This is a genomic window from Arthrobacter sp. R1-13 (genome assembly GCF_054161475.1).
The window spans coordinates 453,455-471,557 of record NZ_CP096420.1 but is presented as its reverse complement, the minus strand read 5'-3'; the positions used below and the strand labels follow the sequence as shown (position 1 = coordinate 471,557).

Annotated in this window: 17 protein-coding genes; 10 read left to right on the top strand and 7 right to left on the bottom strand. The window is 61.4% G+C overall.

Annotated features, from left to right (window positions below; genetic code table 11):
- Positions 1-102: 102 nt before the first annotated feature.
- The gene (locus M1D88_RS02300; RefSeq protein ID WP_458113008.1) at positions 103-360 is read left to right on the top strand and encodes a DUF6458 family protein; all 258 of its coding nucleotides are present in this window, start codon (positions 103-105) and stop codon (positions 358-360) included.
- Between the two features lie 92 nt (positions 361-452).
- Here M1D88_RS02300 and M1D88_RS02295 read toward each other — a convergent pair whose 3' ends face one another.
- From M1D88_RS02295 to M1D88_RS02280, 4 genes are all read right to left on the bottom strand, one after another.
- Positions 453-1,685 (bottom strand): pyridoxal phosphate-dependent aminotransferase, encoded by a 1,233-nt coding sequence (locus M1D88_RS02295; protein WP_458113007.1) that lies wholly within the window; start codon positions 1,683-1,685, stop codon positions 453-455.
- Positions 1,686-1,778: 93 nt separating this feature from the next.
- Complete coding sequence (locus M1D88_RS02290; protein WP_458113006.1) at positions 1,779-2,285, bottom strand: hypothetical protein; 507 nt, start codon at positions 2,283-2,285, stop codon at positions 1,779-1,781.
- Between the two features lie 166 nt (positions 2,286-2,451).
- Positions 2,452-3,747: an Nramp family divalent metal transporter gene (locus M1D88_RS02285; RefSeq protein ID WP_458113005.1), complete on the bottom strand. Its 1,296-nt coding sequence runs from the start codon at positions 3,745-3,747 to the stop codon at positions 2,452-2,454.
- Between the two features lie 154 nt (positions 3,748-3,901).
- Positions 3,902-4,837 (bottom strand): dihydrodipicolinate synthase family protein, encoded by a 936-nt coding sequence (locus tag M1D88_RS02280; RefSeq protein ID WP_458113004.1) that lies wholly within the window; start codon positions 4,835-4,837, stop codon positions 3,902-3,904.
- Between the two features lie 186 nt (positions 4,838-5,023).
- Between M1D88_RS02280 and M1D88_RS02275 the strand changes: the two genes are divergently transcribed.
- Entirely contained in the window at positions 5,024-6,067 is a 1,044-nt protein-coding gene (locus tag M1D88_RS02275) for a LacI family DNA-binding transcriptional regulator (RefSeq protein WP_458113003.1), read from the top strand.
- Between the two features lie 78 nt (positions 6,068-6,145).
- On the opposite strand, the gene M1D88_RS02270 is transcribed toward M1D88_RS02275, so the two are convergent.
- A complete protein-coding gene (locus tag M1D88_RS02270; protein WP_458113002.1) occupies positions 6,146-7,075 on the bottom strand; it encodes a hypothetical protein in 930 nt (309 codons plus the stop codon).
- Positions 7,076-7,201: 126 nt separating this feature from the next.
- Entirely contained in the window at positions 7,202-7,909 is a 708-nt protein-coding gene (locus tag M1D88_RS02265; protein ID WP_458113001.1) for a TetR/AcrR family transcriptional regulator C-terminal domain-containing protein, read from the bottom strand.
- Positions 7,910-8,024: 115 nt separating this feature from the next.
- Between M1D88_RS02265 and M1D88_RS02260 the strand changes: the two genes are divergently transcribed.
- The 7 genes from M1D88_RS02260 to M1D88_RS02230 all read left to right on the top strand — a co-directional run bounded on the left by M1D88_RS02260 (position 8,025) and on the right by M1D88_RS02230 (position 14,280).
- Positions 8,025-8,732, top strand: coding sequence for a DUF4386 domain-containing protein (locus M1D88_RS02260; RefSeq protein ID WP_458113000.1), 708 nt, complete (start codon positions 8,025-8,027; stop codon positions 8,730-8,732).
- 259 nt (positions 8,733-8,991) lie between these two features.
- Positions 8,992-9,801, top strand: coding sequence for a DeoR/GlpR family DNA-binding transcription regulator (locus tag M1D88_RS02255; protein WP_458112999.1), 810 nt, complete (start codon positions 8,992-8,994; stop codon positions 9,799-9,801).
- Positions 9,798-10,796, top strand: coding sequence for a 1-phosphofructokinase family hexose kinase (locus M1D88_RS02250; RefSeq protein ID WP_458112998.1), 999 nt, complete (start codon positions 9,798-9,800; stop codon positions 10,794-10,796). Before M1D88_RS02255 ends, M1D88_RS02250 begins: the two co-directional genes overlap by 4 nt.
- A gap of 1 nt (position 10,797) precedes the next feature.
- Complete coding sequence (locus tag M1D88_RS02245; RefSeq protein ID WP_458112997.1) at positions 10,798-12,873, top strand: PTS fructose transporter subunit IIABC; 2,076 nt, start codon at positions 10,798-10,800, stop codon at positions 12,871-12,873.
- Positions 12,874-12,929: 56 nt separating this feature from the next.
- Positions 12,930-13,208: an HPr family phosphocarrier protein gene (locus M1D88_RS02240; RefSeq protein WP_458112996.1), complete on the top strand. Its 279-nt coding sequence runs from the start codon at positions 12,930-12,932 to the stop codon at positions 13,206-13,208.
- Between the two features lie 203 nt (positions 13,209-13,411).
- Positions 13,412-14,011, top strand: coding sequence for an SRPBCC family protein (locus M1D88_RS02235; protein WP_458112995.1), 600 nt, complete (start codon positions 13,412-13,414; stop codon positions 14,009-14,011).
- Positions 14,012-14,013: 2 nt separating this feature from the next.
- Positions 14,014-14,280: a DUF7218 family protein gene (locus tag M1D88_RS02230; protein WP_458112994.1), complete on the top strand. Its 267-nt coding sequence runs from the start codon at positions 14,014-14,016 to the stop codon at positions 14,278-14,280.
- A 50-nt stretch (positions 14,281-14,330) separates the two neighbouring features.
- On the opposite strand, the gene ku is transcribed toward M1D88_RS02230, so the two are convergent.
- Positions 14,331-15,386: a non-homologous end joining protein Ku gene (gene ku, locus M1D88_RS02225; RefSeq protein ID WP_458112993.1), complete on the bottom strand. Its 1,056-nt coding sequence runs from the start codon at positions 15,384-15,386 to the stop codon at positions 14,331-14,333.
- Positions 15,387-15,426: 40 nt separating this feature from the next.
- On the opposite strand from ku, the gene M1D88_RS02220 reads away from it, so the two are divergent.
- Positions 15,427-18,015 (top strand): ATP-dependent DNA ligase, encoded by a 2,589-nt coding sequence (locus M1D88_RS02220; RefSeq protein ID WP_458112992.1) that lies wholly within the window; start codon positions 15,427-15,429, stop codon positions 18,013-18,015.
- Positions 18,016-18,103: the final 88 nt, after the last annotated feature.

Sequence of the window (18,103 nt, the reverse complement as noted above, 5' to 3'; positions counted from 1 at the left end):
AATCAACAGGTGGCCGGATGTAGCCTGACAACAAGACAGCATGCTTAGCATTGTTGTCGCCAAGTCCTCCATGGACTTGTCCCCGGACAAAAGGAGAACGTCATGAGAATCGGTTCCTCCATCTTCCTGATCGCCCTCGGTGCGATCCTGGCCTGGGCAGTAACCCCCGGCCTCATCCCCAACGTCGACATGACCCTGATCGGTTACATTCTCATGGCTGTCGGAGTCATCGGCCTGGTCGCGTCCCTCATCCTGGCGTCCCCCGGGCGCAGCCGCAGGGTCAGCGAGACCCGGTCCGTCGTCGACCCGAACACGGGAGAACAGATCACCAGGAACGAAAGCCGGGACGGCAACATCTGACAGAGGGTACGGCTGACGGCAGCCGGCACGAGCGGCAGTCGTAGGGGCGGCCTCACCGGCCGAGGCCCCTACTGCGCCAAGACACTACTCCGCTAGGACACGCCTATGGCGACACTCCTGTGCGCGGCGAGGAAAGCAGCAATCCTTCGTACTGCTTCCCTGATGTCTTCTACGGACGGAAGGATCACAAAGCGGAAATGATCAGGCCGTGGCCAGTTGAAGGCTGTCCCGTGCGAGACGAGGATCTTTTGCTCCCGCAGCAGGTCAAGGACAAACTGCTCGTCGCTTTCGAAGGGATACAGCTCCGGGTCCAGCCGGGGAAAGAGATACATGGCGCCGGCAGCAGGGATGCAGGTCACGCCGGGAATGGCGGTAAGGAGTTCAAAGGCGAGGTCCCTTTGTTCGCGCAACCTGCCTCCGGGCCGGATCAGCGCCTCAATGCTCTGATACCCGCCCAGGCAGGTCTGTATTGCGTGCTGGGCAGGGACGTTCGCGCACAGGCGCAGCGACGCCAACAGCTCCAGCCCTTCACGGTAAGCCAGGGTGGCTGCACGGGGACCCGTGATCGCAACCCACCCTGCCCGGTATCCCGGCATCCGGTAGGCCTTCGAGAGTCCGCTGAACGTCAGGCAACAGATGTCTTCCGCCACGGAAGCGGTGTGGATGTGCTGGGCATCCTCGTACCGGACCTTCTCGTAGATCTCGTCGGAGAACAGCACCAGATCGTGCTTGCGGGCCAGTGCAGCAAACTGTTCCAGAATGTACCTCGGGTAAACGGCTCCGGTGGGGTTGTTCGGGTTGATGATTACCATGCCTTTGGTGCGGCTGGTGATCTTTGATTCAACCTCAGCCATATCCGGCCACCAGTTTTCATTCTCATCGCACACGTAGTGCACCGGCTTGCCCCCTGCCAGTGTCACCGCCGCCGTCCAGAGCGGGTAATCAGGGGCGGGGATCAGGATTTCGTCGCCATTTTCCAAAAACGCCTGCAGGGTCATGGAGATCAGCTCACTGACACCGTTGCCGATGAAGATGTCCTCGACACCAATCTGCATCAATCCCCGCGTCTGGTAGTACTGGGAAATGGCTGTGCGGGCCGAAAATATGCCTTTGGAATCGCTGTAACCCTGCGCTCCGCGGAGATGGTGAATCATATCCAGCACAACGGACTCCGGAGCTTCGAGCCCAAACGGCGCGGTGTCTCCGAGATTCATTTTGAGGATCCGGTGCCCCTCTGCCTCCATCTCCCTTGCCGCTTGGAGGATGGGTCCCCGGAGTTCGTAGTTAACGTTCTGGAGTTTGCTGGAATGTTGCATCGGAGGCATGGCTAATCTTTTCACAGCAAGCGAAGATGCCTCGAAAAGTCAACACCTTTTTCCTGAACGTTCCGGAAACGTACTGGGCTTCTGTACGGGCTTCTACGGAGTGATGGTCAGTGGCTTCATTGGCGTGGCGCACGAGACCAGCTGGAAAGCTGGCACCACTCCACCCGCACGATTGTTCCTGCCAGTGTCATCGCACCAGTCGACGGCATACGGGGTGGCTGTGACGAAGCCTTCTCCGGGTGCCGCGTGAAGCGGGATCTCAAAGCTGTAGGTGAACCCGCCGGCGTCGTTCATGTCGGCAGTTTCGTCGATGATCTCCACCCCGGCAGCGTCGGTGACCACCACCCAAATAAGGGCATTTTCACCGTAACGGGGATCGCAGTCAGCGTCAGATGCGGTCACCCTCACGGTCTCACCCCGGCTGGCACTTGACGGATCCACTGAGTAAGCGGGAGGCATACAGGGCGGCGGTCCGTCCCCCGACGACATAACGCAGCCGGAGGCAGCAATCACCACCAGGATCCCGGTGGCCAGGGTGGCCCACAATCGAAGGGTTCGAGGGTTTCGAAGGCCGGCGGGTTCCCCTGAAATGAGCGTCATTTTTTCAGTATTCGCGCATTGGCTTTGATTGATCCCCCAGGCAGAAAATTCGTGGCCGTATCGTTGCCGGATAAGGGACTGCGCTCACTTGCCCCTCGACAACAAGGTTCGGAGCAAAGGCAATGCCCCCGCTTTGCAGGGGCATTGCCTTTGCTTTTTGTGCTTATTAGCTGAGCAGAGTGGTGATGAGCCTCACGGACGAGGCCAGGATAGCGATAAGGCCGATAGCGCCGAGGAGATTGTGCCACCAGCGGTTCCGAAGACTGCCCATCAGCTCGGGCTTGTTGCTCATGATGAAGAGCAGTAAGCCCAGCATGGGTGCAATGAGTACGGTCAGTGACTGGGCAATAACAATCAGGCCTACTGGCGAGGACTGGAACAACAGCGTGATGACCAGGCCGAACGCCAGGATGATTCCGGTGACGACGCGCGCCGTCGTTGATCCTGCCTTGGCACCCCGGCCGAGGGCGTCGGAGAGCATGGTGCCGCCGGCGGTGGCATTGGCGATCATCGAGGAAAATGCTGCACCTGAGAGGCCAAGTGCGAAGAGCATGGAACCCACAGGGCCAGCCAGGGGCGCAAAAACTGAGGCGAGGGCGTTGATGGTTCCCGCTTCTGCCCCCGTCTTGCCCAAAACCGAGGCGGCAACGATGATGACCAGTGCCGTCATGATGCCGGGGGCTACGATGCCGGGGATCGTATCGACGAGGGTGATGTCGCGGTAGTCGGCCCGGGTGCGGCGATGTTCCTTGACACCGTAGGAGGTATAGAACGCAGCATTGATGGAGAAGTTGGTGCCTACCAGCGCCACGATAAGGATTTCACTTCCAGCCGGCAACTGCGGAACCATTCCTTCCATTGACCTGTACCAGTCGGGCTGCGCGACAACAGCGCTGGCAGCGAACGCCACCGCCATAAGGGCAACGATAACCAGCAAGGCCTTTTCAATGATTCCGTAGACATTCCTGAAGGCAAGGACGAACGCGACGGCGGCAGTGCAGACAACCGTCCACATGACCGGAGAACCGCCGAAGATCAGGGACAGACCCAAGCCCGATCCCACGGCGTTCCCGACTGAAAACATCAGCGTGATTCCGAAGACGCCAAATCCTGCCAGGACGCCCACCCACTTACCGAGGTGTTCCTTGATGGAGGTGATCAGGGACGTCGGTGTAACAATGCCCAGCCGGACGCTCATGTCCGTGAAGAAGATCATGAGGACGGTGGATACTGCAATGACCCAGACAAGGGTGTAGTCGAACCGGCTGCCGGCCTGGACGGCGGTAGTGAGGTTGCCGGGTCCGAACTGCCAGGCTCCCACCACAAAGGCCGGACCCATAAGCGCAAGGTAACCAAGGAACGTCCGGCGTTTGGCTGGTACGGCCGGAGCGGCGTTGTCCTCGTGGGTGACCATCTGACCTCTTTTATCCAGGGGGTGGATGGTCTTATTCTGCTCGCTCATTGCGAGTCCTCCTTCTCCAGCGGCATTGCTGGGGGTCGTCGTTGACCGATGGTGGAGACCGAAAAGTTCTTCGCCGAGATGGCACTTCACGGCAATGCTGGGCGTCAGCACTGCCGTGAAGTGCCTTCTCGCGTTGGGGGTGTTGGGACCAAGATCAGGCGGAAACGGTGACGTTGCCCAGATTGGCCGACCGAAGGGCCAGGCCGATTTCGTCACTGGCACCTGGAGCCAGGGGAAGCAGCGGCGGTCGGACGGTTGCGTGCTCGAGAATACCGCGGGCCACAAGTCCTTCCTTGAGGGCCACTGTGCCTTCCATGTGGGATCCGCGGTGGTAGACATTTTTTGTCACCGGAAGCAGGCGGTCATGGATGGCCCGCGCCGCAGCGTAGTCCTTTGCCTTGCCGGCAGCGATCAGCTCCACCAGCGGTTCGGGGGCGAGTCCGCCATACCCGACCAGCGCGCCGTCAACGTCAAACATGGTGTGCAGCAGATACTCGTCGTGGCAGGTGAGAATCTGCAGGTCCGGGTAGGTTGCCCGCAGGACCGGGATCTCGGTGTCCCAGCGCTTCATGTTTCTGACACCGTTCTTGGTAGCAAAAACGCCTTCCTGACCCGCAATCTCCAGCTGGGTCTCGAGGTCGTAAGTGGCCTTCGTGGCATCGGGGTACTGGAACAGGATCAGCGGAAGGCCGGAAGTTTCGTAAATTTCCGTGTAGCGGGTCTGCGGTGCACCCTGCTGATATCCGAAGCGCAGCCACCCGTGCGAGGGGTATACCAAGCCAGCAGCTGCGCCGGCATCGACTGCCCGCTTCGCCTCGAGGGCAGCGACTTTGTTGCCCTCGCCTGTGATGCCGGCGATGATCGGCACGCTGCCGTTCACGGCATCCCGGAAAGCGGAGATCACGAGCGCCTGCTCGTCCTGGGTCAGGAAGGTTCCCTCACCAGCGTGCCCAAGGACGACGAGGCCCTTGACGCCATCAACGCTGGCGAGCCAAGCGCCGACCCGGTGGATTGCATCGACGTCGACGCTTCCGTCACGGGTGAAAGGGGTTACTGGAGCGGGAACCAACCCGCGAAGATCGATGGTCATTTTGAACTACCTCTGTCTTGTCATTCGTAGTCCCGCCCTAGGGGTGCAACGCGGATGAGAACGTTTGCGGGAACGTTTTCAGGAACGTTTTCATTTTGCGACGTGGTCCGCGTCACTGTCAAGGGCTGATTTTTGAAAAGAGGAAATAGAGTGTCTCCTAGGACCGTCTTAAACAGGAGAATGCGCATGGAACCATCCGCCCCAAGCACAAACGTCACCCTTAGGGACGTTGCAGCGGCCAGCGGCGTGAGTCTTTCCACTGCAAGCCGGGCTCTTGACGAACGCGGCACGGCCTCGCGCTCCGCCGCCGCAGCGCATGTTCGAAAAGTCGCAGAGGAGCTCGGCTATCGGCGGAACTCATTCGCATCGAGTTTGCGCCGCGGCGAGACACGGACTTTGGGAGTACTGGTCCCGCGCCTGAGCGATACCGTCATGGCGCTAATGTTCGAGGAAATAGAGCGGGCAGCATCGGACCGCGGCTATTTCGCCATGGTGGCGACCAGTGGCGATGACTCCGAAGACGAACGACGTGCAGCGGAAACCCTTTTGGATCGGAACGTGGATGGACTGATCCTCGCCACCGCCCGGCTAGATGACCAGCTTCCACGCCTCCTGCGGGAGCGTGGCGTAGCGCACGCCCTCGTCCTGCGAACCGATGGAGTCAGCCCCTCAGCAGTGGGCGACGACGAAGTCGGCGGATATCTGGCCGTTCGGCACCTGATCGACCTCGGGCATCGCGACATAGCTGTGATCACCGGCCCCTCATTCACATCCAGTGCGATCGCACGCCTGGCAGGCGCCCGGAGGGCCTTGGGGGAGGCAGGGATTGATCCCCGTGAGCAGTGGATGCTGGCAGCCGGCTACGGGATTGAGAACGGGTTCTCAGCCGCGGAATCTCTGCTGGGTAAGAAAGTCGACAAACGACCTACTGCAATTTTCGCGGCCAACGACAACATAGCCTTGGGAGTCATTGCAGCTGCCCATCGTTTCCAGATCACGGTGGGGCAGGACCTGGCACTGGTTGGCTACAACGACACCCCTCTCTCGGCCAGGCTCTCAACGCCGCTGTCCTCAGTGCGCGTGCCTCTCGATCAGATCGCCACCACTGCTATCGACCTCATCGTCAACCCCGGCAAAGAACCGATCATACGGAAGTCGATGCCGACCCTGATGCCGCGCGAATCGAGCGGACCTCCCAGGCACATTGCAGGAAGTGGCCACTCCAGCTAGGACACTCTGTGGATGACGGCGACGCATCGTGTGAAATCCTGTATACGACCAGCGCAGCCTACTTATCCCGTTCGTCCTCTAAGGCAGCCCATCCACCCGGCCGAGGCCGCCCCGGGCAACGACGTACCCCCAGAACAACAGTGCGTGTGGACGGGTTCCGCGCCAGCTCAAGGGGAGAGAATCGCCACTCTGCTCGACGACCGTAGCTGTCCACCGGCGTCGTACCAGCCCGGGCCGGCGCAGCCGGAGCTTGCTGAGGGAGGCGTATGGGATCCATCTGCCTGTATGACGCTTTGCAAGGCCCACGGCACGAGCTGACGAAACGGTGGCCCGCTGAAAGTGTGGGTTCTCGCTGTGGTCCAAGGGACCGTGCGGGATGGTGCCGGCGGGCAGGATGAGGATGCCGTTCCGGTTGACCCATATTTGAACTCTTCGGCCGTCACTGGCGGCGTCATCGGAGACCAGCCGGCACAAGTCGTCGTCTTCTGGAGGTTCCACCGTCTGTGCAGATTGTGTTGCCTGAGGCGTGGCCGCTGGCAGGGGCGGGGCGAAGCCGTCTCCGGCCGGGCTCCCCGGCTGATCAGCCAGATGCGGGTCGCGGGCCCTCCTGTTGGCAGCAGCGACGGCCTGCATAACGGCTGCGCGCAGTCCATCGGCACACAACCGGGGCGCTTCAACAGCAAACACTTCCCGATCGAGCTGGACAACCGAGCGGACGCCGACCTGCTCTCCCAACAGGTCCGCCAGGTCGTCGTGATCGGGGCGAACGAGCAGACCGACCCCGTCGTCCAGTTCCACCAGCCAGCCGTGGTTGGCGATCTCGGGTTCGTCCTCGGACTCGACGGAGATCCAGTCCGCCAAATCGGCCGGCTGAACAGGCGTACCCTCTTCCTCCGCGACGCATGGCACGAGGAGTCCCAGACGCTCGATAACTTCAGTGGTGTGGAGAGTACAGTCATGCTTCTTCAGCCAGTGTTGCACCATTCCCGTCCGTCCCCACACGAGCATTGACCATCCTTCGCAATCGCGAGTCTACGGCACCTGGCGTCCGGGACAAGGGGTTATCCTCCGCGAGAGCCCGCCCCTTCCAGTGACCGGACCTAACCCGCGGATATTTCAGCAGCCTCCTACCCCCTACCGTATGCCCGGCTTGGCCCTGCTCGTCCAGTTCTGCTGATGGAGCCGCTCAAAGCCGTCAAGGAGGAGGTCCAGGGCAAACTCGAACTCGAACTGGTCGTCGCATCCAGTGCCAACGGCCGTTTCCTGTTCGTGAGACCCCGCCGTGGCAATTTCAATGATGTACGGATACTGCGCTGCCACGTGGTGGAACAGAGCTGCCCGCTCTTCAGGATCCGCGGGCGGGGGCGGCGTGGGAAACACCTCCTGGGTAAATCCCCACATCCTGCTCCCGAGAGCGTGCATCACGTGGTGGGTAAGGTCGGCCGAAAGTCCCCCCGCCCGAAAGAGACGGATCAACGAATCCATATACTCGAGCACCACCGGCGGCGCATGCGTGCGGGACTCAACCACCTGGGATGCCCAACGGTGGCGCAGCATGGCTTCCCGGGCGGAGAGGATCCGCAGCCGTACTGCGTCCTTCCAGTTCTCGTCCCGGACCCGGGTATCGATCTCGCTGACGATAACCTCCACCATGCCATCCAGGAGCTCTTCCTTGTTCGCCACATGTTTGTAGAGCGCCATCGGCACAACATCGAGCTTTTGGGAGAGCTTACGCATGCTGAGAGACTCAACTCCCGCTTCATCAGCGAGGGCGACGGCGGCATGCAGGACCCGCTCCCTGCTCAGGGGCGCGCGGCGCTCAGAATTTCCAGACTGAGCCAAGGGAACCACCTTTCGTTAGAAGTGCGGCCTGTCTGTTGACAAGTGTACAACGTACACCTATCGTCATATTCACCGCTGGTGTACGCCGTACACCTCTAACCGTAGGAGAGACGAAATGATTTCAACCCGAAGAATCGCCCTGGCTGCCGGCATCCTCTTCCTCGCCACCCACGTCAGCTCAATTACGGCACGCGTCCTCTACCTGCCTGTCCTCAGCAATCCGGCCTACATTGACGGCGGAGGCCAGGACAGCCAGGTGTTTTTGGGCGTACTCCTTGAAGTGGTCCTGGCCCTCACGATTGTCGGAACCGGAGTGGCCCTCTACCCCGTGATCAAACGCCAGAACGAAGGGGTTGCGCTCGGCTATGTGGCGCTACGGACCCTTGAGGCGGGTGTCATAGCCGTGGGCGCAATACCCCTCCTTACTATCGTGACCCTGAGGCAGGATCTGACAGACCTGGCGGGCACCAACACCATCCCCCTCGTGAGCGCCCTGGCCGCCTTCAACAACTGGGCATTTTTGATCGGGCCCAGCCTGATCTGCGGAACCAACACGGCGCTTCTTGCTTACCTGCTGTACCGGTCCGCCCTCGTGCCCAGATTCATCGCCGTACTCGGACTGATCGGCGGTCCGCTGGTGTTCACCTCGGGCATCGCCCAGATGTTCGGCGCCTATGAGCAAGTTTCAGTGTGGGCAGGAGTTGGGGCCATCCCGGTATTTGCCTGGGAAATCTGCCTCGCCGTCTACCTCATCGCAAAGGGCTTCAAGCCGGCGCTCCAAGCTGGCCTCAATGCTCAACCAGCTCCGGCAGTGAAGGCATAACCCAGCATCCCGATTGCACCCTCTGCCCAACAGAAAGGGCCGCCCTTCTTTCGCTGAGCAAGCCAAGCGAGAGGAGGGCGGTCCTTTTTTGCTGATCTTTGTTTGTGTGGTTTTTTCATTGACAAACCAACACGATCAAAGATAAAGTCAAGGTATTCAACATCAGTGTGATGCCTGTCACGGGCACCAAGGAACCATCTTCCGGGGAGTCACACTTTCAGCTTCCCGCAGTAATCGACCTGTACGCAATGGAGGGTAAGTGTTTGCTGAAGAGCGCCAGCAGTTGATCGCAGGGCTTGTCGCTGAGAGCGGCCGGGCCAGCGTCACTGATTTGGCGGAGCGGTTCAGCATCACCACCGAAACCGTCCGCAGGGACCTTGCGGCCCTTGAATCGGTTGGAAGCCTGCGTCGCGTCCACGGCGGAGCAGTTGCCGCCGATCGATTCAGCACCACCGAGGAAAGCATCCTGGTTCGTACGGTGCAGAAGCAACCGGAAAAACTCAGGATCGCGGAGGCTGCTTTGGCCTTCGTTCCGGAAGGCCCGTCGGGAAGCATCCTGATGGACGCCGGCTCCACCACGGAAGCGCTGGCGGATCTTCTCGCTCTTCGGATGTCTGATCCGTCTTCGGCCCCGGCCGTGGCGGACGGCAACGAACTGGTGGTTATCACCAACGCGATTCCCATCGCGGGAAAGCTTGCAGGAGAACCCGGAATTGCCCTCCAGATCCTGGGAGGCCGCGTCCGCGGACTGACCCAGGCCGCAGTGGGCCAGTCAACAGTGGAGGCGGCGCAACGAATTCGTCCCGACATCGCCTTCATCGGCACCAATGGAATACACGCAGCCTTCGGGCTGAGCACTCCCGATCCTGAAGAAGCCGCCGCCAAGGCTGCCTTCGTCCAATCGGCCCGCCGCATCGTTGTGTTGGCCGATTCGTCCAAGCTGGATGCAGAGACCCTGGTCCAGTTCGCTTCGTTGAAAGATCTGGATACCTTGATTACAAACAGTGAACCCAGCCCGGAACTGGCAGCGGCCCTGGCCGAAGCCGGCGTAGAGGTGGTGATCGCATGATTGTCACCCTTACAGCCAATCCCAGCCTGGACCGCACCGTGGCGCTGCCATCACCCTTGGAACGCGGCGAAGTCCAACGAGCAGTTTCAGTAAGCCAGGAGTCCGGCGGGAAAGGCGTAAATGTCTCCCGTGCGTTGGTTTCTTCTGGACTCGAAACCATCGCCATACTTCCAGGCGGCGATGGGGATCCCGTGCTGGGAGGGCTGCGGGATGGCGGTGTTCCTTTTGCCGCGCTTGCCATCGGCGAGCCGTTGAGGACCAACGTGGCACTGACCGAACCAGGCGGTGTGACGACCAAAATCAACGAACCCGGCCCTGCGCTGAACGCCGAACAGCAGGAGGCCCTGATCGGGCTGCTGCTGGAACGCTCTCACGGCGCCAGCTGGGTCGTTCTGGCTGGCTCACTCCCACCCGGGGTCCCCGCCGACTTCTATGCCACCGTTACCCGGCGGCTCCGTTCCATGAGTAACGGTCATGATGCCCCCCGCATCGCCGTCGACTCCTCTGGTGAACCACTGAGCGCTGCCATATCGGGGGATGAAAACGGCGGCATCTCCGGTAAGCCGGACCTTCTCAAACCCAATGCGGAGGAACTTGCGGAACTGGCCGCAGCCGCCGGCTTCACGACGGTAGTTTCTGCCGAGGAACTTGAAGCGGATCCGCTGGCAGCAGCAAACGCGGCTGCCGCCGTCGTCCGCTCCGGGGTGGGTGCTGTTCTTGCCACCTTGGGCTCCAAGGGCGCGGTTCTTGTAACGCCCGACGGCGCGTGGCTGGCTACTCATGCGCCGGTCAAGGCCGTCAGTACCGTCGGCGCCGGCGATTCCTCGCTCGCAGGTTATCTGCTCGCTTCCAGCCAAGGCGCGGCCCCGGCCGATTGCCTCCGTCAGGCTGTGGCACACGGTGCCGCCGCCGCTTCCCTGCCGGGCTCCACAGTTCCGGCAGTCCACCAAACCACCCCCGATGCCGTAACCATCACGGCCCTCCGGAAGGACTGACATGACTCAGCTCATCACCACCGAATTGGTCATTCTTGACCAGGATCTGGGCAATTCGCCCGAGGATGTGATCCGGCACCTCGCCAGCAAAGTTGCTGCGACCGGACGCGCCACTGAGGTTCAAGGACTCTTTGCGGACGCCTTTGCCCGCGAACAGAAGACAGCAACCGGTGTGCCGGGTGGCATCGCCATTCCGCACTGCCGCTCCGGTGCCGTTGTTGTTCCCACGCTGGCCATGGCCCGGCTCTCCCAGCCTGTGGACTTCGGCGCGAAGGACGGCCCCGCCGACCTCATCTTCTTCATTGCGGCACCGGACGGAGCGGACCAGGAGCACCTGAAGCTCCTTTCCAAGCTCGCCCGGTCCCTCATCAAAAAGGACTTCACCGGTGCACTCCGCGCGGCATCCACTGAAGCGGAAATCGTCGAGCTGGTTGAGGGAGCTGTAGCCGACAAGCCTGCAGCACACGCGGCCGCTACAGCAACCGGCGCCACAGCTGCCGGCGCTACTGCCGGAACAACCAGCGAATCCGCCGGGTTTGCTCCTGTCACGGCAGAAGCCCCGGCCTCCGGGAACGGCGTTAAGCGCCTTGTGGCTGTGACGGCGTGCCCCACCGGCATCGCCCACACCTACATGGCCGCGGATTCCCTTGTGGCTGCGGCCAAGGAAGTCGGCGTGGACCTGCAGGTGGAAACGCAGGGTTCTTCAGGTGCCAAGCCGCTGGACCCCGCAGTCATCGCGGCCGCCGACGCAGTAATCTTCGCCGTCGATGTTGACGTGCGCGGCAAGGAGCGGTTCGCCGGGAAGCCTGTCATCAACGCTCCCGTCAAGCGCGGCATCGACGAGCCGGGCAAGATGGTCCAGGAGGCACTCGCGGCGGCAGACAACCCCAACGCACGCCGTGTTCCGCACTTTGGTGCCGAGGAGCAGGCCCAAAACGCCGAGATGGAAAAGGGCGAGCACATCGGCCAAAAGCTGAAGAAGGCTCTCCTCACGGGTGTCAGCTACATGATCCCGTTCGTGGCCGGTGGCGGTCTGCTTATTGCTCTGGGCTTCCTGCTTGCCGGTTTCGACATCGCGCTGGGCACGAAGGCCAATGACATCCTGGCCAGCAGCACACTCTTCAACCTTCCCGACGGAAACCTCGCCCTTTACCTTGGGACAGTTGCTTTCAAGATCGGCGCCTTGTCTATGGGCTTCCTGGTTCCCGCGCTCGCTGGTTACATTGCCTACGCCATCGCTGACCGGCCCGGTATCGCGCCCGGCTTCGTTGCAGGTGCGGTAGCCGGGTTCATGGGTGCCGGCTTCCTCGGAGGTATCGTTGGTGGTCTCCTGGCTGGCTACGTCGCGCACGTCATCGGTTCATGGGCGGTGCCGCGCTGGCTGCGCGGACTGATGCCGGTTGTCATCATTCCGTTGCTCGCGTCGATTGTTGCCTCCGGACTGATGTTCCTCGTTCTTGGCGGCCCCATCAAGAACCTCACGGATGCCTTGAACGCCTGGTTGTCCGGTATGAGCGGCGCGTCCGCAGTGATCTTGGGCATCATTCTGGGCCTCATGATGTGCTTCGACCTCGGTGGACCGGTCAACAAGGTTGCCTACGCCTTTGCAGTTGCAGGACTCAGCGCCGGAAGCGCCACCAACCAGGCTCCTTGGCAGATCATGGCAACTGTCATGGCTGCCGGCATGGTCCCTCCCCTGGCGATGGCCCTGGCCACCGTGCTGGATAAGAAGCGCTTCAGCCTGGCCGAACGCGAAAACGGCAAGGCCGCCTGGCTGCTGGGCGCGTCCTTCATCTCCGAAGGCGCCATCCCCTTCGCTGCGGCCGATCCCCTGCGTGTCATCCCTGCGAGCATGGTCGGTGGTGCCGTCACAGGCGCACTCACCATGGCAACAGGGGTCACCTCACAGGCCCCTCACGGCGGCATCTTCGTTTTCTTCGCCATCGGCAACCTGGCGATGTTCGTCGTCGCGATCATTGCCGGAACCGTCGTCAGCGCCTTCGCAGTTCTGGCGCTCAAGCGCTGGGCCGTCCGCGAACCCGTTGATACGGTGGAGAAGGTTCCCGTAACTGTCTGATCCGTCTGAAAACCTTCACTAACAGAAATCCGCGTACAGCAATGCAAGGAGCAGAAATGCCAGAACGTACCGCAACCGTCGCCAGCCGTGTCGGCCTGCACGCCCGTCCCGCCGCTATCTTCGCCGAGGCAGCCGGGGAGTTCGATCTCGACATCACTATCGCCCGTGAAGGCGAGCCCGTAGACGAAGCCATGGACGCAGCCAGCATCCTGTCGCTCATGAGCCTGGGAGCATCCCACGGGGACGTTGTGGTCCTGCGCGCTGACGGTGACGGCGCAGACGCTGCCCTGGACCAGCTGGTCCGGATCCTGGAAACGGATCACGACGCCGAGTAGCAGCACCGGAAGAACCAGCTTCTAAAACCGTGGCCGGCTCCCCGCAAAGCAGACTTTTTCCCTCCAGGAAAGGCTGCAGCGGGGGGTCGGTCACGGTTTTTTGCTGCGATTATGGGAGCCTAAATCGATAAGCTTCCTTACTAAAATTGCTTGTTTTTGCCTGGGAGCCCAACTAGCGTGGAAAACCTAGGGAGGAAAACACCATGGCAACTTTGCATGAAAGCATCGAGGTGGAAGTACCCGTAACCACCGCCTACAACCAGTGGACCCAGTTCGAAACGTTCCCGAAGTTTATGAGCGGTGTCGAATCCGTAGAGCAGCTCGATGAGACCTCACTTCGCTTCCGAACCGACATCGCCGGTGTGAAGCGTGAATACAATGCCAAAATCTCGGAGCAGCTGCCGGATCGGCGTATTACTTGGGTCAGCACGGACAAGCCGCGCAATTCCGGCACCGTCACTTTTGAACCCTTGGAAGATCAAAGGACCCGGGTCAACGTGGAAGTGTACTGGGAACCCGAAGGCCTGGCCGAGAAGGCAGGTTCTGCCCTTGGGGTAGACAGCCGCCAGGTGAACGCCGATCTCAAACGCTTCAAGGAATTCATTGAGTCAAGGGGCATAGAAACTGGGGCTTGGCGGTCCACTGTGGAGCAAGGGGAAGTTGATGATCCGCCCTTTGAAACAGCTGCTTCCGGCATTCCGTCAAGCACTCCGGCTGTTATCCCCTCTGCGGTTCCCTCTCCGGAGCGTCCGGCGGGCACTGATCCCATTATTGACGACGACGAGCCAGTAGATCCGAGATAGCCATGCCTGAGAAGAAGAATCCGAGCGTCAAAGACCCCAAGCTCTACGAAAAGCTTCGGGACGACGGCGCCTCCAAGCAAAAGGCAGCCAGGATCTCCAACGCGGCCGCCAAAAAGGGCCGCTCCTCCGTGGGGAAAAAAGGGGGCAAGGCCGGTGATTACGACGATTGGACCGTTGCGCAACTGAAAGCCAAGGCCAAAGAGATCGGCCTGACAGGCTACTCAAGCAAGAAGAAAAGCGAGCTCATTTCAGCGCTCAGAAACTCCTGATCGCGGCGATGAACTGCCGCGAGCGGGAGTGCCGTCAGCGGATCCCGCTCTCAGGCGCCCTTTCGCCTGCTCTTGGTTTCCGTGGCGGTTTCGGCTTCCTGCTTCTTGGCGGGCGCCTTCCTGGCGGTGGACTTGGTCGCAGGAGTGGACTTGGTCGCCGTCGACTTTGCAGCAGTCGACTTGGTGGCAGTCGACTTCGTGGCGCTGGACCTGGTGGCGGTCGACTTGGTTGCCGTCGCTTTTGTCTCACTCGACTTACTCGCTGTGGACTTTGCCGTTGCGGACTTGCTGGGGGCAGCGGCAGGTTTCTCATCCCCGCCTCCGCGCTTCTTGTCCAGGCTCCGCTTGAGAGCCTCCATCAGGTCGATGACTTCGCCCTTGCCCGCGTCATCGGCAGTGACTCCAAACGTCTCCTCGGTATCGAGCGATTCGCCCTGCTCAAGCTTGGCCTCAATGAGCTGGCGCAATTGCTCCTGGTACTCGTCAGTGAAGCGCTCCGGCTCAAAGTCGCCTGCCATGGACTCGACAAGGGCGGCGGACATTTCCCTTTCCTGGGAGGAAATCTTGATGCTGGTATCCAGCGACGGGAACTTCGCTTCACGCACCTCATCCGGCCACAGCAGGGACTGGAGCATCAGTACATCGTCCCGGATGCGCAGTATACCGAGGCGGGTCTTATCACGGAGTGCAAACTGGACGATGGCAACCCTGTCTGTGTCCTCGAGTGCCCTACGCAGAAGCATGTACGCCTTTGGAGACTTCGAGTCAGGCTCCAGGTAGTAACTCTTCTCGAACATGATGGGGTCCATCTGCTCGGACGGCACAAACTCCACCACTTCAATCTCGTGGCTGTTTTCTGCCGGAATGGCTTTCATCTCGTCGCGCGTGAGAATCACTGTGCGGCCGCCCTCTTCGTAGGCCTTTTCGATGTCCGCATAGTCAATGACCTCGCTACACACCTCACAGCGACGCTGGTAGCGGATCCGTCCGCCGTCGGCATTGTGAACTTGGTGCAGACTGATGTCATGGTCCTCAGTGGCGCTGTAAACCTTGACCGGGACGTTCACCAGTCCAAACGCGATGGCGCCTTTCCAGATGGCTCTCATGGATCAAGTGAACATCAGACTGGGGCGGAGGTGAAGCCCTATGGCCGGTAGCAGGGAACGTGTCCGCGTCGGGGGGCGCGAATTGGTGGTCACCAACCTGGACAAAGTGCTGTACCCGGAGACTGGCACCACCAAGGCGGACGTCCTGGCCTACTATGCAGCGGTGGCCCACGTCCTTATCCCTGCCGGGAAAAACAGGCCGGTCACCCGGAAGCGGTGGGTCCACGGAGTAGGAACGGCTGAGGAGCCCGGGGAGGTGTTTTTCCAGAAGAACCTGGAGGAGTCCGCTCCCGGCTGGATACCCCGTGCCTCCATTACACACAAGGAGCGCACCATCCAGTACCCGTTGGTCAACGATCCCGCCACCCTGACCTGGCTGGCCCAAATAGCGTCCTTGGAGATCCACGTGCCGCAGTGGCGGATTGACTCCCACGGGGATCCCCTGCCGCCGGACCGGATGGTGCTGGACCTGGACCCCGGCGAAGGTGCGGGCCTTGCTGAGTGTGTCGAAGTTGCCAAGCTCGCCCGCGTGATCCTCAAGGACGTTGGACTGGATCCGGTACCCGTGACCAGCGGCAGTAAGGGTATCCACCTGTATGCAGGACTTGACGGCACTCAGAGTTCCGAACAAATCTCAGCGTTTGCAAGGGAACTGGCGCGTGCTTTGGAAGCCGACCATCCGGAGCTTGCCGTCAGCGACATGAAAAAGACGCTGCGCACCGGTAAGGTCCTGGTGGACTGGAGCCAAAACAACGCTGCCAAGACCACGATCGTGCCCTACTCCCTCCGAGGCCGGCTGCACCCCACTGTCGCAGCGCCGCGGACATGGCGGGAGCTCACCTCACCATCGTTACGCCAGCTTGACTATGAGGAGGTCGTACGGCGGGTCAAGGACGGCAAGGATCCCTTTGCTCCGATTTCCGATATAGCCGGCCACCCGCACGTAAGCAGCTCTCACGGAACCTTCACCGCCGTCGAAAGTTCCGCAGATATCGCCGAAGGTGAAAGGGGCGAAGGCGAACGGGGCGAACGCGACGGCGGGACCGCCGATCCCCGGCTCGAAAAGTACCGCTCAATGAGGGATCCCGGCGAAACCCCCGAGCCCTTTGCCGCCGACCAGCACCGGGCTTCCGCGGACCACGGTGGAACGCCACAGGAGATCTTCGTGATCCAGGAGCACCACGCCAGCCGGCTGCATTTCGATTTCCGCCTGGAGCGCGACGGTGTGCTGGTTTCCTGGGCCTTGCCGAAGGGCGTGCCCACCTCGAGCGACAAAAATCATCTGGCGGTCCAGACCGAGGACCATCCGATGGATTACGCCACCTTCGAGGGGACCATACCTAAAGGGCAGTACGGGGCCGGCTCTGTCACCATCTGGGATCGCGGCACGTACGAATGCGAGAAATGGATCGCCGGCAAGGAGGTCATTGTCACCCTCACCGGGTCAGAGGGCGGCAATTTGGGCGGCACGCGGAAGTTCGCCCTCATCAACACCGGAAAAGGCAAGGACAACCAGGGGCAGTGGCTGATCCACCTAATGGACCCCGGCGGCAAGTCGCACCACCCCCGCAGGTCCTTCCCTGACGACGCCGTTGAGCCGGGCACCGATCCCGCGCCCGCCGATCGTCCTGCCCCCGGACCCAAGGCCGATCCCCCACCCGACGTCGACAGTCTCAGCCCGATGCTGGCCACAGCGGGTGCTGTCGCTGATGTGACTGACAGCCACTGGCGGTTTGAGCTCAAATGGGACGGGGTACGGGCACTCGTTATCGGTGAGGAAAGCAGGATCAAACTCATCAGCCGAAATGGCAATGACATGACCGCAAGCTACCCGGAGCTCGTTGTCCGGGAATGTTGGCCGCCAGGTGACTTCGTGGCGGACGGCGAGATCATCGCCGTCGGACCTTCAGGAAGACCTGACTTCGGGCTGCTGCAGTCCCGCATGAAGCTCACCAAGCCGGCCGACGTCCGTAGGGCCCAAAAGGCGACGCCGGTGCGGCTGATGCTCTTCGATCTGCTGGTTCACGAGGGCGAAGACCTCCGCCGCCGCCCGTGGCATGAACGGCGGGAGCGGTTGGATCGGTTCTACCAGCCGTCCGACTGCCCGGTGTACCTCTCCGATGTCATTGACGACGACGTTAGACACATTTTGGAGAGCGCCCGGGAACTGGGCCTGGAAGGTGTCATGGCCAAGAGATCGGACAGCCGGTATGTCACGGGCCAGCGGAGCAAATCCTGGCTCAAGCTTAAGGTGGAGCGCACCCAGGAAGTAGTGGTGGGTGGCTGGCGGCCGGGAAACGGGTCACGCAGGAATTCGATCGGTTCATTGCTCCTTGGTATCCCTGAGGGCTCCTCGCTGCGGTACGTGGGCCGGGTCGGAAGCGGGTTCAGCTCTCAAGAACTGGAGGAACTGCGGGAACGGCTGGAGACCATTTCACGGAAAACCTCCCCGTTCAGCGACATTCCGGCCGCCGACGCCTCCGACGCCCGTTGGGTCACGCCCGGGCTGGTGGGGGAAGTGACCTATGGCGAATGGACCAGCAGCGGTAAGTTGCGGCACCCGGTATGGCGTGGCTGGCGGCTGGACAAGGAACCCGAGGACGTGGTGATAGAGGCGGTGGCTTTCTAGTGCTGGCGACTGTGGTGTAGGCGGTGGGCGCTAGGGACGCGCAAATGGTCGCGGGATGCGCAAACGGCCTGCCGACACCGATATTTGC

Coding starts and splice junctions, on each gene's coding strand:
- ku (WP_458112993.1), bottom strand. CDS start 15,386: ATGAGAGCCATCTGGAAAGGCGCCATCGCGTTTGGACTGGTGAACGTC.
- M1D88_RS02240 (WP_458112996.1), top strand. CDS start 12,930: ATGCCAGAACGTACCGCAACCGTCGCCAGCCGTGTCGGCCTGCACGCC.
- M1D88_RS02290 (WP_458113006.1), bottom strand. CDS start 2,285: ATGACGCTCATTTCAGGGGAACCCGCCGGCCTTCGAAACCCTCGAACC.
- M1D88_RS02280 (WP_458113004.1), bottom strand. CDS start 4,837: ATGACCATCGATCTTCGCGGGTTGGTTCCCGCTCCAGTAACCCCTTTC.
- M1D88_RS02295 (WP_458113007.1), bottom strand. CDS start 1,685: ATGCCTCCGATGCAACATTCCAGCAAACTCCAGAACGTTAACTACGAA.
- M1D88_RS02285 (WP_458113005.1), bottom strand. CDS start 3,747: ATGAGCGAGCAGAATAAGACCATCCACCCCCTGGATAAAAGAGGTCAG.
- M1D88_RS02245 (WP_458112997.1), top strand. CDS start 10,798: ATGACTCAGCTCATCACCACCGAATTGGTCATTCTTGACCAGGATCTG.
- M1D88_RS02300 (WP_458113008.1), top strand. CDS start 103: ATGAGAATCGGTTCCTCCATCTTCCTGATCGCCCTCGGTGCGATCCTG.
- M1D88_RS02235 (WP_458112995.1), top strand. CDS start 13,412: ATGGCAACTTTGCATGAAAGCATCGAGGTGGAAGTACCCGTAACCACC.
- M1D88_RS02230 (WP_458112994.1), top strand. CDS start 14,014: ATGCCTGAGAAGAAGAATCCGAGCGTCAAAGACCCCAAGCTCTACGAA.
- M1D88_RS02250 (WP_458112998.1), top strand. CDS start 9,798: ATGATTGTCACCCTTACAGCCAATCCCAGCCTGGACCGCACCGTGGCG.
- M1D88_RS02220 (WP_458112992.1), top strand. CDS start 15,427: ATGGCCGGTAGCAGGGAACGTGTCCGCGTCGGGGGGCGCGAATTGGTG.
- M1D88_RS02275 (WP_458113003.1), top strand. CDS start 5,024: ATGGAACCATCCGCCCCAAGCACAAACGTCACCCTTAGGGACGTTGCA.
- M1D88_RS02270 (WP_458113002.1), bottom strand. CDS start 7,075: ATGCTCGTGTGGGGACGGACGGGAATGGTGCAACACTGGCTGAAGAAG.
- M1D88_RS02260 (WP_458113000.1), top strand. CDS start 8,025: ATGATTTCAACCCGAAGAATCGCCCTGGCTGCCGGCATCCTCTTCCTC.